General features: G+C 43.4%; 12 protein-coding genes and 1 tRNA gene. 5 read left to right on the forward strand and 8 right to left on the reverse strand.

The features are described 5' to 3' along the window. From GGQ95_RS13645 to GGQ95_RS13655, 3 genes are all read left to right on the forward strand, one after another. On the forward strand, positions 1-246 hold the full coding sequence (locus GGQ95_RS13645) for a hypothetical protein (RefSeq protein ID WP_183186955.1): 246 nt from the start codon (positions 1-3) through the stop codon (positions 244-246). Further along, positions 246-953, forward strand: coding sequence for a hypothetical protein (locus GGQ95_RS13650; protein WP_183186956.1), 708 nt, complete (start codon positions 246-248; stop codon positions 951-953). The genes GGQ95_RS13645 and GGQ95_RS13650 overlap by 1 nt, the downstream gene beginning before the upstream one ends. Positions 954-1,352: 399 nt before the next feature. Then, positions 1,353-1,425 (forward strand) — tRNA-Ala (locus GGQ95_RS13655). A 333-nt stretch (positions 1,426-1,758) separates the two neighbouring features. Here GGQ95_RS13655 and GGQ95_RS13660 read toward each other — a convergent pair. The 4 genes from GGQ95_RS13660 to ilvD all read right to left on the reverse strand — a co-directional run bounded on the left by GGQ95_RS13660 (position 1,759) and on the right by ilvD (position 7,803). Beyond that, positions 1,759-2,604 (reverse strand): 5'-3' exonuclease, encoded by an 846-nt coding sequence (locus GGQ95_RS13660; protein WP_066148554.1) that lies wholly within the window; start codon positions 2,602-2,604, stop codon positions 1,759-1,761. 159 nt (positions 2,605-2,763) lie between these two features. Continuing rightward, positions 2,764-3,636 (reverse strand): Cof-type HAD-IIB family hydrolase, encoded by an 873-nt coding sequence (locus tag GGQ95_RS13665; protein ID WP_183186957.1) that lies wholly within the window; start codon positions 3,634-3,636, stop codon positions 2,764-2,766. Positions 3,637-4,012: 376 nt separating this feature from the next. Next, complete coding sequence (locus GGQ95_RS13670; RefSeq protein WP_183186958.1) at positions 4,013-5,929, reverse strand: FapA family protein; 1,917 nt, start codon at positions 5,927-5,929, stop codon at positions 4,013-4,015. A 197-nt stretch (positions 5,930-6,126) separates the two neighbouring features. After that, positions 6,127-7,803: a dihydroxy-acid dehydratase gene (gene ilvD, locus GGQ95_RS13675; RefSeq protein WP_183186959.1), complete on the reverse strand. Its 1,677-nt coding sequence runs from the start codon at positions 7,801-7,803 to the stop codon at positions 6,127-6,129. A gap of 349 nt (positions 7,804-8,152) precedes the next feature. On the opposite strand from ilvD, the gene GGQ95_RS13680 reads away from it, so the two are divergent. Both GGQ95_RS13680 and GGQ95_RS13685 read left to right on the forward strand, forming a co-directional pair. Beyond that, complete coding sequence (locus GGQ95_RS13680) at positions 8,153-8,830, forward strand: DUF421 domain-containing protein (RefSeq protein WP_080862543.1); 678 nt, start codon at positions 8,153-8,155, stop codon at positions 8,828-8,830. Between the two features lie 184 nt (positions 8,831-9,014). Next, the gene (locus GGQ95_RS13685) at positions 9,015-9,767 is read left to right on the forward strand and encodes a TatD family hydrolase (protein WP_183186960.1); all 753 of its coding nucleotides are present in this window, start codon (positions 9,015-9,017) and stop codon (positions 9,765-9,767) included. 236 nt (positions 9,768-10,003) lie between these two features. Here the strand turns inward: GGQ95_RS13685 and GGQ95_RS13690 are convergent, their stop codons facing one another. From GGQ95_RS13690 to GGQ95_RS13705, 4 genes are all read right to left on the reverse strand, one after another. After that, positions 10,004-11,158 (reverse strand): mannitol-1-phosphate 5-dehydrogenase, encoded by a 1,155-nt coding sequence (locus GGQ95_RS13690; RefSeq protein ID WP_080862545.1) that lies wholly within the window; start codon positions 11,156-11,158, stop codon positions 10,004-10,006. A 1-nt stretch (position 11,159) separates the two neighbouring features. Next, positions 11,160-11,597, reverse strand: a complete 438-nt coding sequence (locus GGQ95_RS13695) for a PTS mannitol transporter subunit IIA (RefSeq protein WP_183186961.1) — start codon at positions 11,595-11,597, stop codon at positions 11,160-11,162. Next, positions 11,598-13,676, reverse strand: a complete 2,079-nt coding sequence (locus GGQ95_RS13700; protein WP_183186962.1) for a BglG family transcription antiterminator — start codon at positions 13,674-13,676, stop codon at positions 11,598-11,600. A 176-nt stretch (positions 13,677-13,852) separates the two neighbouring features. Beyond that, positions 13,853-15,265, reverse strand: a complete 1,413-nt coding sequence (locus tag GGQ95_RS13705) for a PTS mannitol transporter subunit IIBC (protein ID WP_080862548.1) — start codon at positions 15,263-15,265, stop codon at positions 13,853-13,855. Positions 15,266-15,600: the final 335 nt, after the last annotated feature.

The raw sequence follows: 15,600 nt of genomic DNA on the forward strand, positions 1-15,600 counted from the left end.
ATGAACAACGAATTGAAAATGAAAATTGCTGAAACAATGCAGAAGCTTGAGAAGGCTGTCTTTGAGAAACAGCTCTCTCTGGTGTTCCAACATGAAAAAGAACTAGCTCAGCTAACTTCTCCTGAGATGTCAATTGAAATGCTGTACGACATTGCGAAAGAGAACATTGGAAAAGGAAACCTTGTCATTGACACTTACCTTGTTCCAGTGTTCCAAGAAGCTGGACTAATTGGAGGTGAAAAGTAATGCCACGTTTTAGAGAATTAAGTGATGAGCTTCAACTGAAAGTAAGACAAATGGAACAGATTGCAAACTCAGAAGGTAAAGACTCTCCAGAGTGCAAGAAGCTTTGGAGGGAGCTTGGTAAGAGTGAAGTTGCTTGTTTTGCTCTGTCTCAGAAAGATGGGGTCTACAAGGCTTGCTTACGAGCACCAACAGAGAACAGCTTAGAAATTCACAAGTCCCCTAGATGTGCCACTCATGGTGGTTTGGCTCCTTCTCACGATTCAATTCCAGAGGAGTCAAAGCTTGCTAAGATTAAACACTTGAGACCAAATGCTAACATGATTCATGGATTGTACGCTGAAGAGTCCAATTTCATTCAGTCACTTACTGAAGGTGAGATTCAATTCATGGCTTGGCTTGAAAGTAAAGTCAGAGAGAACTACGAGGTTGAGGAAGGTCTTGGAGACGTTGTTCTTGAAGGTTTGCTCCATGACGCTGTTCTTCACTTCCGCTTGTTGAACACTGGTAGACTTGAACGAGGAAGTAAGCACACAGCTAAGCCACTCATGGACTTGATGAAAGCTTGTAAGGAAATGGGATGGACTAAGAAAGAACAAACTTCTCAGAACCAGACTCAGAGTGTTCTCGACAAGTGGCTTAAGAAGCTTGACACAATGCCAACAAGCAATGAAGAGGACAATGACGAGGAGGACAACTTTTTAAACTAAGCTGAAGAGTGAACCCTTCTTGGCTGGCTCAAACAAAGTGCTGAAAGCCTACTAGCTGGAGCTTTGAGAGTCAGACTCAAATGGTTTACTCTTTTTACTTTTCTTGGAGGTGGTACTTTGAAAGTAACAAGCTCATTTTCACTGGCTCACAAATTAATTGTTTTCATTGACACTGAGGTGAACCCTTCCCCTGCTCTAAGAGCTCTAATCAGGGGTGAACAAAAAAAGTACAAACAAGGCTTCTCTGAGGTTGTTGTCATGGGAGCCAAAAACTCAGTAGTGACGTACCGCACAGCGTAAAACTTGTGAGTTGACAACCTTCTGATGGACACTGTACAATTAAGACTGAAAATTAAACCTGTACGGAGTCCAAAAGAGGTTCGAGCCTTGTAGTTGTACGGGGCATTAGCTCAGTTGGGAGAGCGTCGTGCTGGCAGCGAAGAGGTCATCGGTTCGAATCCGATATGCTCCATATTTAATGATCAAAAAAGCGGTTTATAGGCCGCTTTTTTATTTTTGTGAAACAGCTTTTCATGGTATCGCGAATTTGATCCGTCAGCCACTCCCGATCAAAAGAGAGAGCGAGCGCCGACAACCATCCCGCTTACAGACAAATGGATGATCTGTAAGTGGGATGGTTCGATCACTCAACCGTCAAAATTAAGTTCTCGATCTACCCATTGCCAACGTCCCGACATACAAAAACACGAATCTACTTCATATCGCCAGATGATTACGCCTTCCCTACGTATTAACATCTCTAACGCAGAAAAGAAAATGGTCGCTTCATCATTAAACCTGCTACTTATGCTAACATTTGCTTTACTTTCTCCAAGCCAACAAAATCCCCTGTCCATTTCGCTTCTTCAAGACGCAAAGACAGCGGAATCTCGCAATAGATGGTGGCCAGCTTGCGCGATAAATAAAGCATTTCTAAATTCTCGCTAATCTTTTTCTGCTGAGCTTTCGTCAACTGCTCAAGATTTTCGACTAATCCTTCAATAGAACCATATTGTTGGATTAATTTAAACGCCGTTTTTTCTCCGATGCCGCGCACTCCCGGATAATTGTCGCTTGAATCCCCCATAAGCGCTTTGACATCCACAAGCTGCTGCGGTAAAAGGCCCTTCTCTTCATAAAACCGGTCATCCGTATATACTTCATAATGACCGATGCCTTTAGCCAGCAAATAAACGGACACATTCGGAGAAAGAAGCTGAAATAAATCACGATCTCCAGTCAAAATCGAAATGTTCAGCAAACTCCCGTATTGCTTGACAATCGTGCCAATACAATCATCCGCTTCGGCTCCTAATACTCCGATGTTGGGAATTTCGAGCGCAGCGACGGCTTCTTTCGCCAAATCAAATTGCGGCACAAGCTCCGGCGGCGGGTCGCCACGATTCGCTTTATAGTCGGGAAACCATTCAGTGCGAAAGGTGGTGCTCCCCATATCCCAGCAGCACACGACATGCGTTGGCCGAATGGTTTGCAGTGCTGCTGATAAGTGCCTGATCAGCCCATGAACCGCATTTGTCGGCACACCGCGGCTGTTTCGCATCCACTGTCCACTCGGAGCAGTCGCATAAAAAGAGCGAAACAATAGAGCCATACCGTCGACTAATAATAAATGTGAATGAGTATTTGTCATGCTTTGCTTATTCCTCTCTATGTATCATTTACTTTTAATGAGCCCATCCATCACTTCATCTACCGGAGGAATCCTTCCTACTTTCTTTATCATGATTTTGCCATTATTCCTTCATACACGGCTTCACCATCGTTAACTGCCTTTTTCCTTTTCTTCTCATCAAACAAGCCGTTGGCGCGGTACGTTTCCCTTTTGTACAAGTTCCTCTAAGATCAAAGCGACACCATCTTCATCGTTCGTAGCTGTGATCGAATCGCTTTGCTGCTTCACTGCCTCAGCAGCATTCCCCATCGCGACACGGTATCTCGCAACCGCAAACATCGGCAGATCATTAAGGCTATCACCGACGACCACCGTATCAGACAACTCCATTCCATAATAAGAAGCGAGCTTCTTGATCGCTTCTCCTTTTGTCGCCTGTTGATGATTGATTTCAATATTATTAGGATGCGAAGAAGTAACCGCCACATCCCGCAGCTTCGCAAATTGGAAAGAAGCCTCTTTTAACAAATGGAGATTTAAGGAAAAAATAAGAATCTTATAGACTATTAATGAATCATCATGCCATACTTGGCTAATATCTTCTACATATGTCACACGCGCCTGTTGAAACTGCTTTTGAACAATGCGCTGCAAATCAGGATGCTCTTCCCTTACTTTATAAGCAAGGGCTTCTAGATGTTCGCGATTATGTAAGCCAACGTAGACAGCTGTGTTGGTATAAAGTTCACAATATAAATCCGGCTGTGTTCGCACCCATTCTAATGTGGGGATGAATGCTTGCCGATGCAACGGAACCTCGCTCATCACCGCACCGCTTTCCAATGTAATCATCGCACCATTTAAGCCAATGATCGGACAATGAAGACCAGCCCGCTCCAGCGGAAGGTACGCGTCTTTATACGCTCGTCCTGTGGCAATGGCCACAATATGTCCGGCATCTTGGGCTTTTTTGATCGCATCTTTATTTCTCGGACTAATGTATCCCTCTGAATGAAGCAGTGTTCCATCCATATCTAAAGCAATGAACATCGAGTCATTCCTCCATTTCTTTTTAGCTTCACCACTTGAAAACTCTTTCCCAATTATAATACAAAATCCAAGAAAATGAGAGGAATTGACTCTTGATGAAGAATGAGTTTCGCCTTCCCGCACTGGTTTTCCATAAACCAAAAAAGAAACGGCTGGTTGTTTGGTTTCCGGCCGCAATGGGGCGTGACCGAGACAAGTCACGAACGTGCCTCCGACCGTCGAGACCATCAAATATAGAGCGCTTTCACCAATAGACAACCTCTTAAGCTACTAACAACATTGGAGATGCGGCTAAACATTTTGCAAAGAGGATTTCTATGCGTCCAATGATGGAGAGCAAAAAAACAATCAATTCAGCTTATGCGAAAAAAGCAAGCTACGCTTCGAATTGAATCTCGCCCGCATCTTCATTCCATCTTGCACAAACCGCTTTTTTCTCTTCCATAAATGTATAAGTTTTTTTGCCGATTCGAATGACGGTCCCTTCCCACACATGATCCATTTGAATCGTTTCTCCTTTAGGAACTGATAGGACGGTCTTAATTTCAGATGAAGAACCGACCTCTCTCACATAAATCCCCTTTTGTGCATAAACCTCGCCGCCTCTCAACACCCCATGAATGACCAGTTTTCCTCCTGCATAAATATTGCAGTTATAACATCCTTTTCCCGTTATTACCACATCGCCGCTTCCATGAATGACACTATTCAACGCATATGATAATTCAATCGAATCGGCAGAAAGCTGTTCATTTTGGCTAATCATCTCTTCTAGGTCGCGAAGCAACTTAGCAAAGCTTTCGTATGCTTTTTGTACTAAAATGCACGTATGTAAACGCTCTCCTAGTTGAATCCAAGCTTCGCTTAATTGCTCTCTTTTCGTTTGGCAAACCTCTTGGTACTTTTTCACAGCCGCTTGCAGAGACTGAAATTTTGTTTCGATTAATTTTCCTATCACCCAATTCATGTTTTTACCTTCCACATTGGAGATCACGGTGATCTGCTGAACGGTGACAATCATTCTTTCAAGCTGTTGGCGAATCGTATTCAGTGACTCCATTAATTCTGTAACCGCCATTTTTTGCTCTCCTGAAATAACGGTTCCGCTTATAAGATTTTGATAGATAAAAATGGATTGCTGAGCCTGAATTTTTGCACGGTTGGCATTTTGAAAAATCACAACACTTCCTTCTGCCTCAACCTCCATACCGTCTTGCACATTTCCAATAATTTCGATATCTCCCTTAAAGCGAACATTACCTGTTGAGAGATCGACATCCCCTTGATGGACAAGTTTTGGAATCATGGATACAATAGCCGTACGCCCCTTTTGCACTACTTGAGGCCTTCCAGACTCCACAGCCATTATCTTCACTCCATCTTCTGACATGGCGACACCCTTTCCAAGTTGAACATGAACGGGAAAGGTATCGCGTACAGGAATCACTTCACCGGTTACTCTTTTTCCCGGGATGCCTGGCTGTGCTGGATGAATGACTGCAATCACGTCACCCGCTTGAACGCTCGGAACTCCTTCAATTTCACGATAATCTACTGTACCATCCTGGCGCATCTTCGGTTTTTTCGGCTGGTTCGAGCCCGCTTTTACTTCAACCCAACCGTCCCTTCCTTCCTGAGACGGCGTTCCTTGAGCAATCACCACATGAATTTTCTCCGTTGCTTGGAGCGCTTCGTTGATGTTTTCTTCAAGAATTCCATGCACAGTATGCAACTGCTCTAACCGTTGCTTAATTTCTTCGTACGTAACAACCGGCTTTACTTCAGTAAGTATTTGGACATTTAGTTGCGCATGCTTGGCCGGAGGAAAATCTAAAAGCACGTAGCGTTTGTGTAGTGTCGGCTCGATGAGTAAAGTGGCCTGCATTTTTTGGGAATCCACTGTAATATCCCATGTCCCCTCTATCACTTTTTCTTCCTCTGCATGAACTTCCAATACATCTCCTTGTTTAATGCTAACCACACGGTCTACCTCTTCCCCGTTGCGAAACAGCTTTACTCCTTCCCCAATCGTAATGCTTGGCCCTTCTGAAGAGGAACACTGATAAAACAACCGGCCATCTTCCATCCATACTTTAGCGTCTGGATCGTTTAATTCATCAACAGAAATTTTTGTTATTTTTACGATCGCTTGTTTTGTTGATAATCCAAATAAACGCTTTTTCTCATGCTGAATGATTTCGATAGAAACCTGGTCGCGTGTGGCTTGCAGCTGTTCAAGCCCTAGACGGATCGCTTCATCCAATGTATTTCCTTTTGAAATAATGCTTTCCACACCTGCTTCTCCTCCTTGATGGATACATACTCCTTTATTCTTATAATATATGACATTTATCCTTACGTAGCAGTGCCAAAAGTCGGACAATTGATGATTCTCTCTATATTTTTGTTGTCATCTTTAAACAAAATAGAAGGTGGGATTCCCCTTCTGAGAATTCCCACCTTCTCTTTAGTAATCTATTATTCCGTTTGCTAGATTTTCATAATTCCACCTGTACTTGCTGAGGTGACCAGCTTTGAATAGCGGGCGAGGTATCCCGTTTTCACCTTTGGCTCAAATCCTTTCCAGTTCGCTTTTCGCTTCTCCCACTCTTCTTCAGAAAGCTGAACATCAATCGTTCGCGCAACAATGTCGATCACAATATAATCACCATCTTCTACAAAAGCAAGCGGTCCCCCTTCTGCTGCTTCCGGCGATACGTGTCCAATGGATAACCCGCGAGAAGCTCCGGAAAAACGCCCGTCCGTCACAAGCGCCACTTTCGGTCCAAGCCCCATCCCAACAATTTGTGATGTCGGCGCAAGCATTTCCGGCATTCCAGGACCTCCCTTCGGTCCTTCATAGCGAATAATGACAACATGGCCTGGCTTCACTCGTCCTCCCGCAATCCCTTCAAGTGCTTCCTCTTGGGAGTTAAAAACGATGGCCGGGCCTTCATGACGCGTGATTCCTCCCTGAATGCCCCCTGTTTTTATAATCGCGCCATCTGGAGCAAGATTGCCAAATAAAACAGCCAGTCCACCCGTTTCTGAATGCGGCTGATGAATCGAACGAATGACCTCATGGTTTGTTACTTCACAACCGGAAATATTTTCTCCTAATGTTTTTCCCGATACGGTCAGCGCATCAAGATGAAGCGTTCCTTCTTTTTTCGCTAGCTCGTGAAGCACTGCTGACACTCCGCCTGCTTCATGCAAATCCTCGATATGTATATCAGATGCTGGCGCTAATTTCGCTAAATGCGGCACACGAGCAGCCACTTCGTTGATGCGCTCCAACGGATAATCGATCCCTGCCTCGTTCGCAATCGCGAGTGTGTGTAATACGGTGTTGGTCGAACCGCCAAGCGCCATATCGAGCGCAAATGCATTGTCAATCGCTTTTTCCGTCACAATATCGCGCGGCTTAATGTCATGCTCAATTAAATACATAAGTTGTTGAGCCGAGCGTTTTACGAACTCTTTGCGAGCCGGGTCAACAGCTAGAATCGTTCCGTTTCCTGGAAGCGCCAAACCGAGCGCTTCAGCCAAACAATTCATGGAATTGGCTGTAAACATTCCTGAGCATGATCCACAGGTCGGACAGCCATATTGCTCTAGCTCTTGCAAGCCTTGTTCATCTATTTTTCCTGCTTGATACGCTCCAACCCCTTCAAATACTGAAGAAAGCGAAATTTTCCGGCCGTCGCTCGTCACCCCCGCCTTCATTGGTCCACCGCTCACAAAGATGGTCGGAATATTTAAGCGCATCGCTGCCATCATCATTCCAGGAGTAATTTTGTCGCAGTTCGGAATGCACACCATCCCGTCAAACCAATGCGCCGATACCACCGTTTCAACGGAATCGGCAATGATTTCACGGCTTGGCAGTGAGTAACGCATGCCGATATGTCCCATTGCAATACCGTCATCAACACCGATCGTATTCATTTCAAACGGCACCCCGCCTGCTTCACGAATCGCTTCTTTTACAATTTTTCCAAACTCCTGTAAATGAACATGTCCTGGAATAATATCAATATAGGAGTTCACAACAGCGATAAATGGTTTGTCAAAATCCTCTTCTTTTACTCCGGCTGCCCTTAACAAACTTCGATGTGGAGCACGGTCAAATCCCTTTTTAATCATATTGCTTCTCAATTGCTTCAACTTCAATCCCTCCATATACACCCTTTATATTTTAAGTATTGTATCACTTTTTAGAATAGATTGACAATTATTTGTTTTTCTCATTCAACAACATCATGCTACTGTCAGGCGTTTGGATGAGCCAATAAAAGCCCATACATAGTACTAGAATTCCTCGCTTTTCTGCTGGGGTTTAGGATGCCATTCTGTTTTTAAGTAAAACCGTGCGCTACGATATAGAAATCAGAGTCTGTTGAAAAAATAAAGCAGCTTCTTTTCCATTGAGTAATAAGATAAGCAACATAATTTGCACTCACCTCGCCCATAATGAAAATAGCAAGAATGGACAAGGCGAGGAGGCGCGAACATCATGAAGATTACAGAATTGACATTGGAATTGATCGTCGGATTTATCTTGTTATTTCTTGTCGTAAAAGTGGCTGGAAAAAAGCTGATTCATCAAATTACACCGTTTACCTTTATTTCCGTCATTGTATTAGGAGAATTGCTTGGAAATGCGCTCTATGCTGACCATGTGCATATTTGGTACATTATTTATTCAATCACCTTATGGGGAGCCCTCCTTCTGTTCGTAGAATATATCAACCAAAAATGGCTGGCGTTTCGCCTCATCGCTGAGGGAAAGCCAACGGCATTAATTCGCAATGGAATCATCGACTATGAGGCATTGAAAAAAGCGCGCTTGACCCTTAATCAATTACAAAGCCTGCTGCGTCAAAATGAAACATTTTCGATCAGGGAAGTTGCTTTTTGTTACTTAGAAGCTGATGGATCGCTCAGTATATTAAAAAAATCGTCTTACCAAAAGCCGAAAAAAGAGGATTTTCACTTCCCGCCACAGCCTGTCCACATTCCAACTACAATTATCCGAGACGGACAGCTATTAATGGACGAGCTACGCGAACTAGAAAAAAGCGAAGAATGGCTATTAGAGGAGCTTCGTTCCCGGGAAATAACAGATTACAAACATGTACTGATCGCTGAGTGGCTAGAAGGAGACGGATTATTTGTGCAGACATACCAATGATGCAGCATTGCTTGATCTGTTCATAAACGAACCCCTGATTTTTCTCGCAAAGAGCCAATATCGTTGCCACATATAGTGAACCAGCTGCTCGGCGACCCTTTCTGATGCTTGGTACAATAAATACGTGACGGGTGGAATAGAAACATCTCCTTCGCCAAACTTTTACAGAGGAGTAAGTGTCCCTATGATTGATGCCCATATCCATCTTGATCAATACGATCAAATTGACGAGCGAATAAAAACATGGCAAGAAGCTGGCATCTCAGGAGTTGTTGCAGTCTCGACAGATTTGCCGTCGAGCTACCGGACATTGGAGCTGAAGCAGCGATTTCCAGCGTTCGTATACGCCGCGATTGGCTTTCATCCAGAACAGCCACTTCCTCATCCACAGGACTGGGAAGAATGGGTTCATCTAGTACAAAAAGAACGCCCACAGCTGGGAGCGATCGGGGAAGTCGGGCTCCCTCATTACTCGGCAGACGCGACCACACGTTATCAAAACCATTGCGAGCGTTTCGAGCAAATCGTGCAAATCGCTTCCTCCCTTTCTTTGCCATTGGCTCTTCATGCGGTATATGAAGGCGCCCAAACCGCTCTTTCTATTTTGCAAAAATATGCCGTAAAATACGCTCATTTTCATTGGCTAAAAGCAGAAGTTTCTATTATCAAGCAAATCGTCCGATGCGGCTACTATATTTCCGTCACTCCAGAAGTTTGCTATCGTGAACGCGACCGAAAACTGTTATCCTTTGTACCGATCGAACAGCTGCTTTTAGAAACGGATGGACCTTGGCCATTTGTCGGCCCGTTCAGCGGTATGGAAACATCTCCTTTATTGTTAAAGCATTCGCTGCAAACAGTAGCCGCGTTATACAAGCAAGATGTCGAGACTGTAAAAACCACAATCGTTTCCAACACCAAACGCATTTACCGTTAAATTTCACCGCACAGACCAAGCGGGGTGCTCCCTGCTTATAACGACTCCAGCCATTTATTTGCGGTATACAAAATACAAACGAAAAATAGACCATTCCGCAACATGCGAAATGGTCCGCGATTTTATGATGATAGTTTCCTTTTTTCTCCATCAAGAGAACTCTTTGTTATATTTTCACGCTTTTCAATAGAACTTATGAAACAACGGTCTCATCGCTGATCGTGGAATGTGTCCATTTATTGCTTCGCTAACATAGCCGCTTCTGTCTTAACAGCCGCTATCAACGGATGCCCAAGCTCTAATCCTGCGTAGCGGGACAACGCCCCTTCGATGCCCATTTGTCGAATCGTCTCTTGCAACTCCATCGCTTCGGTATCTTCTTGATAATCAAATTGCAAGAGAGCGGCGATTCCTTTGACGAGCCCTGATGGGATCTCATGAAACAAGTCATAATATTGTTTGGCAGGGCTGATGAGACGATCGTTCGGACCAAGCTTGCGAATCGGCGAGCGCCCTACTCTCGTCACCTCATCCGTAATCGCAGAGTTTGTGAATCTTTGAACAATTTTTTTGATATATATTTGATGTTCATCAGCATTCCATCCATACTTTTGAATGAGTACTCGTCCAGATTCATTGAGCGCCTTCACCACGTCAGCATAAATCTCTTCGTCCTTCATTGCCTCATGAATCGTGAAAAACTTTTTGTAATAGCCTAAATAAGCGACAAGGGCATGCCCTGTATTCACGGTAAACAATTTTCTTTCAATATAAGGAGGCAATTCATCGACGATGCGTACTCCTTCAATTGGCGGAATGGTTCCGATCATTTGCTTCGTTTCAATGACCCACTCAAAAAATGGCTCCACCGTAACAGAAAGCAAGTCCTCATTTTTTTGATTTGGAACGATGCGGTCAACGGCACAGTTCGGGAAACTGCAATATTGGCTGGCCATTGTTTGCTCTTCTTCGGATAATTTTTTCCATACATGCTCTTTTAAAAAGCTGCTGCCACCAATCATATTTTCACAAGCAATGATATGAACAGGAGTTCGATTCACCTCTAAGCGCTTGCGAATCCCTTCAGCGATCACAGGAGCAATCAGCGGCAATACATTCGGCCCGACAGCTGTCGTAACGAAATCTGCTCTGGCGATGTGCTGAAGCACAGCTTCGTGATCCTTCACACTGTGCAGTGCTGTCACATGGTAAACGTGTTGCTCTTCAATTTGTTCGCCGGCAATAATGACCCGATAGTGCCGCTTTTCTTGCAGCTTTTGAACAATTTCCTCGTTAACATCCACAAATACGACTTCATAGCCCGATTGCGAAAGTAGTTGGCCAATAAAACCTCTGCCGATATTTCCAGCACCAAAATGAACGGCTAACACGTTAATTCACCCCGTTTAAAAGCTGAAGAATCTCTTCCTTCTCTGTCGCATGAATCATCTTTTCCACATTTTCTTCCTCTGAGCAAACAATGGCGATTTTCGATAAAATCTCTAAATGCTCATTTTCTTTGCCGGCAATGCCAATTAATAGCTTGACAATGTTTCCTTCTCCAAAATCAACACCATTTGGAACTTGAACAATCGAAAGACCAGGTTGCTTCACTAATTGCTTCGCTTCTTCTGTTCCGTGCGGAATCGCCACAAAATTCCCCATATATGTCGATGTCAGCGCTTCTCTTTCAAACATTTTCTCAATATATACCTCGTCTACATAGCCTTGCTCTACTAAAATCGTTCCGGCTAAACGGATCGCTTCTGTTTTATTTGCTACTTCTGCATTAAGAACCATGTTTTCTTTTTTTAAAATAGTCAATGTCATTCACTCCTTGCGATTTTGAAGATGCTGATAAAAAAAGATTTCTAAATGCTTTCCTAAAAAAGAATGAAGCTGCTCGGCCGTTCCTTTTGAAAACAAACGCACACTTTCTTCATCTTTAATAATGAGAGAGCTGATTTGACTCAATACCGATAATGCTTCTTCTGGAGCATCGCTCGGCGCTAAAAGCAGCAAAAGCCGCTCTACATCCATTGGTTGATGATGCATTCCCATCACGGTTTGCGGATGGGCAAGCTCATACATTGTAAACGAAGGGACAGAGATAGCCAGACTGCGTGTGTGATAAAGCGCTAACGGCGTCCCAGGAATGCCTAATCCGCCCATTTCTTCTCTTCGCATTAATTCTGTTAGGACCTGCTCCGCCTCTTGGATGATTCCTTTCTCTTGCAGGCGGCCACACGCTCTCTCTAACACTTCGTGAACCGAGCGCGCTTGTACAAGCTGTAGCGTAAACCCCTGAAGAAGCTGGACAATCGTTTCGCTCATCGTTTGAATGGCGTTCATTTTTTGAATCGTGTTTCTGGAAACGTCCACCTGTTTTTGACGGCTGACCGCTTTCTTGTTTTTTAAAAATTGCCGAATGGCAACAGCTTCTTCCTCCTGAAGCATAGGACTAACAAGAAAATACGGTTCATTCAATCCCGAAATCGGAATGGTCGACACAATCAAATCGTATTTGCTCATATCAATACGATTTAGCTCAAAAAATGATCGTTGTTCAATCGCTGAAATATCGGGGATTTCTTTTTTTAGGCGCGTCGCTAGTATTTTCGCCGTTCCTAACCCGCTTGAGCAAACGACTAAAGCATTCAGACCTTTCTTTTCCCTGAGCAGTGCAGACGCAAAATGAAGAACCACATAACCAATTTCCTCATCAGGAATGTCCATGTCGAGAAAAATGGCATGCATTCCTTTTTTAACAATTTCAAAAAGCTCGAAATAATCTTGGTGAATTCTCTCAAGCAACGGGTTCGTAATTCCCATATTATGCTGGATGCGGTATAAAGCCGGTTTTAAATGAATGATCAAATCCTCATATAACGGATAATCGCCCGTCAAATCGACACCGACCTCTCGGCCGACAAAACGAATAAGCTCTTGCACTTTTCTGCCGATTTCTAAGCTTCCTTCTTCCAGCATATATCCACGGCGATCGCGAAATTTCGCACCCATTAAATGCATCGTAATATAGCCAATTTCCTGTTCAGGAATCACAAGCTGAAAGGCCGATTCTAAAGATTTGGCTATTTTTTCTGCCATTTCATATTCTTTTGTTGTCCGGATCGTTTCTAGATACTGTTCTTCAAAATTGATTTCTTCTCCTTGCATAATCCGTTCAATCGCTAGTGCAAGATGGATCACTAACGCTACATAGGAACTATCCGCAATCGTAAAGGGGAGAGCGTCCTTCATCATTTCAATTTGCTTTTCAATAGTAAACAGCTTTTTCTTATCAACAAGACCAAGCAGCTTTTCCGTAATGGCGCTTAATGTATCATTTGCTGCGTCTGCCATGGATTCCTTCATAATTGTCAAAAATTCGGATTCATCCAAATGATGCAGCAATAATCGGCTGATCATTTTTCGCTTCGCTGATTCCGATCCGACGATTTCCACACCATATCCTCGTTTACGAATGAGCGAAAGGCCATCTTTTTCAAGCATTCCTTCGATTTTATCCAAATCGTTGCTGATCGTGGCAACGGTGACATTTAAATCATGTGCAAGAGATAAAAGTTTGACAGGTTCAGCATTTTCTAATAAGGCAATTAAAATCATCGTTTGCCGCTCTTCCGGTGTGTATTCAGCATGCGATAAACCAAAAAGGTGGGCCTGCAGTTCTTTTTTGGCATGCTCTTCCCCTATAATTTGGATGCCTACTCCCGCCTTTTTCACCAAGCGCAGCCCGCTTTCAGTTAAAATTTGTTCAACCCCCTTTAAATCTCGATGAATGGTACGGTTGCTGACATCTAACTGTTCCGCAAGCTCGCCTACTGTGATTCCCTTGTCATTAGATAATAAAATATCCAATATTTTTCTTTCTCTTGCCGATATATACACGATAGCCACCTCCCATCTTCAACAACTATTGGAGTATAGAACGCACCAAAAAAATTGTAGACCTTGTTTAAAGAAGCAACAACAAATTGAAAAACTATTTTCGTCCTTGCACTTGTTGCCATTTTTAAAAAACGTGGCAAAAAGATAAGCCTTCCGCTTATCTTTTTGCCCAGTCACTATTTACTTTCTTTTAACATTTGAACAAGTTCATCATATTTCGGGCTGCCAAGGAAATTATCAACAGAGACATGATAGGCATTCGGCAATTTTTCTTTTGCGCGGCTCGTTAAGTTTTGATGTGTAATCACAACATCCGCATCTGATGGAAGCTGGTTGATCGATGTATTCGTCACTTCAATATCGAGTCCCGCTTTTTGCACTTTATTTTTCATAATGGAAGCTCCCATCGCGCTTGAGCCCATTCCTGCGTCGCAAGCAAATACAATTTTTTTCACGTCGCCTAAAGTGGCCGGTTTCGGCTGTGTTTGCAATGCAGCCGCCACTTCACTTTTCTTTCCTTTTAATTGTTGCATTTTTTCAGTCGCTTCATGCAAATCTTCCTGTTCTGCTTTCGCAGACTTTAAGAAAAAGGATGCGACGATGAACGAAACCGCTGTAGCCACTAATACACCAGCTAACACACCGAAATAATTTCCGCGCGGCGTCATGGCAAGCAAAGCAACAATACTACCTGGTGAAGGAACCGCGATCAAGCCCGCATGGAAGATCGTGAAGGTGAGCACCCCGCTCACTCCACCGGCAATGGCTGCTAAAATCAACACCGGGCGCATTAAAATATATGGGAAGTAAATTTCATGAATTCCGCCAAGAAAATGGATAATAGCGGCACCAGGCGCCGATTGTTTCGCTGTCCCTTTTCCGAATAACCAGTACGCTAACAAAATGCCAAACCCTGGGCCCGGATTCGTTTCAAGCAAGAATAAAATCGACTTTCCATCCTTTGCTGCTTGTTCGATACCAAGCGGACTTAAAATTCCGTGATTGATAGCGTTGTTTAAAAATAGTACTTTCGCAGGCTCAATAAAGATATTAGCAAGCGGCAACAGCTTCATATTAATAATAACTTCTACTCCAGCCGCTAATGTTTTGTTTAGTCCTAAAACAATCGGTCCTACTCCTTTAAATGCTAGTAGCGTTAAAGCGCCGCCGATAATCCCGGCTGAAAAGTTGTTGACCAGCATTTCAAAGCCTTGCTTGACTTTTCCTTGAACAAGACCGTCAAATTTCTTAATTAAATAGCCGCCAAGCGGTCCCATAATCATCGCGCCAAGAAACATTGGGATGTCCGCTCCGACGATAACCCCCATGGTCGCTGTCGCACCAACTACTCCGCCGCGAACATCATAAACCATTTTTCCGCCTGTATAACCGATTAATAATGGCAGTAAATACGTAATCATTGGGCTTACGAGTTTCGCTAATGATTCATTTGGAAGCCATCCTGACGGAATAAATAAAGCGGTAATAATTCCCCATGCGATAAATGCGCCGATATTCGGCATAATCATTCCGCTTAAATAGCTACCGAACCGCTGTATTTTGACGCGGAAATTCGCTTGCTGTTCCATACGTTTTTCCTCCTTACTTAAGTTGTATGACTATAGCTCTATGTTAAAGCGCTTACACCTCATATTCAATGTAAAGTAAATATCATTTTGTCTGACACATTCTTGTCAATATTTAAAAACCGCATCCTTCATGGCGTTTGTCCCGCTTTCATATGTTCCAACTACATCTATCGAACCTTCCTCCCGCTTTTCATTTTATTTTCGCCATTCCCCTTTATATCATTAGGCAATAAACGAAAAAGACAAGCCTAAAAGCAGCTAAGGGAGAAATCTGGCGCTGTTCATTGGTTTTTATTAGATAACCAACACGCCTGCTCTATCTTTTTAAATGAAAT

The sequence above is a fragment of the Anoxybacteroides rupiense genome, assembly GCF_014196195.1.
GTDB classification, from domain to species: Bacteria; Bacillota; Bacilli; order Bacillales; family Anoxybacillaceae; genus Anoxybacteroides; species Anoxybacteroides rupiense.

What these genes read in the sequence shown, in the direction of transcription:
- GGQ95_RS13645 (WP_183186955.1), top strand. Translation starts at nt 1, where the DNA reads ATGAACAACGAATTGAAAATGAAAATTGCTGAAACAATGCAGAAGCTT.
- GGQ95_RS13650 (WP_183186956.1), top strand. Translation starts at nt 246, where the DNA reads ATGCCACGTTTTAGAGAATTAAGTGATGAGCTTCAACTGAAAGTAAGA.
- GGQ95_RS13660 (WP_066148554.1), bottom strand. Translation starts at nt 2,604, where the DNA reads ATGACAAATACTCATTCACATTTATTATTAGTCGACGGTATGGCTCTA.
- GGQ95_RS13665 (WP_183186957.1), bottom strand. Translation starts at nt 3,636, where the DNA reads ATGTTCATTGCTTTAGATATGGATGGAACACTGCTTCATTCAGAGGGA.
- GGQ95_RS13680 (WP_080862543.1), top strand. Translation starts at nt 8,153, where the DNA reads ATGAAGATTACAGAATTGACATTGGAATTGATCGTCGGATTTATCTTG.
- GGQ95_RS13685 (WP_183186960.1), top strand. Translation starts at nt 9,015, where the DNA reads ATGATTGATGCCCATATCCATCTTGATCAATACGATCAAATTGACGAG.
- GGQ95_RS13695 (WP_183186961.1), bottom strand. Translation starts at nt 11,597, where the DNA reads ATGACATTGACTATTTTAAAAAAAGAAAACATGGTTCTTAATGCAGAA.
- GGQ95_RS13705 (WP_080862548.1), bottom strand. Translation starts at nt 15,265, where the DNA reads ATGGAACAGCAAGCGAATTTCCGCGTCAAAATACAGCGGTTCGGTAGC.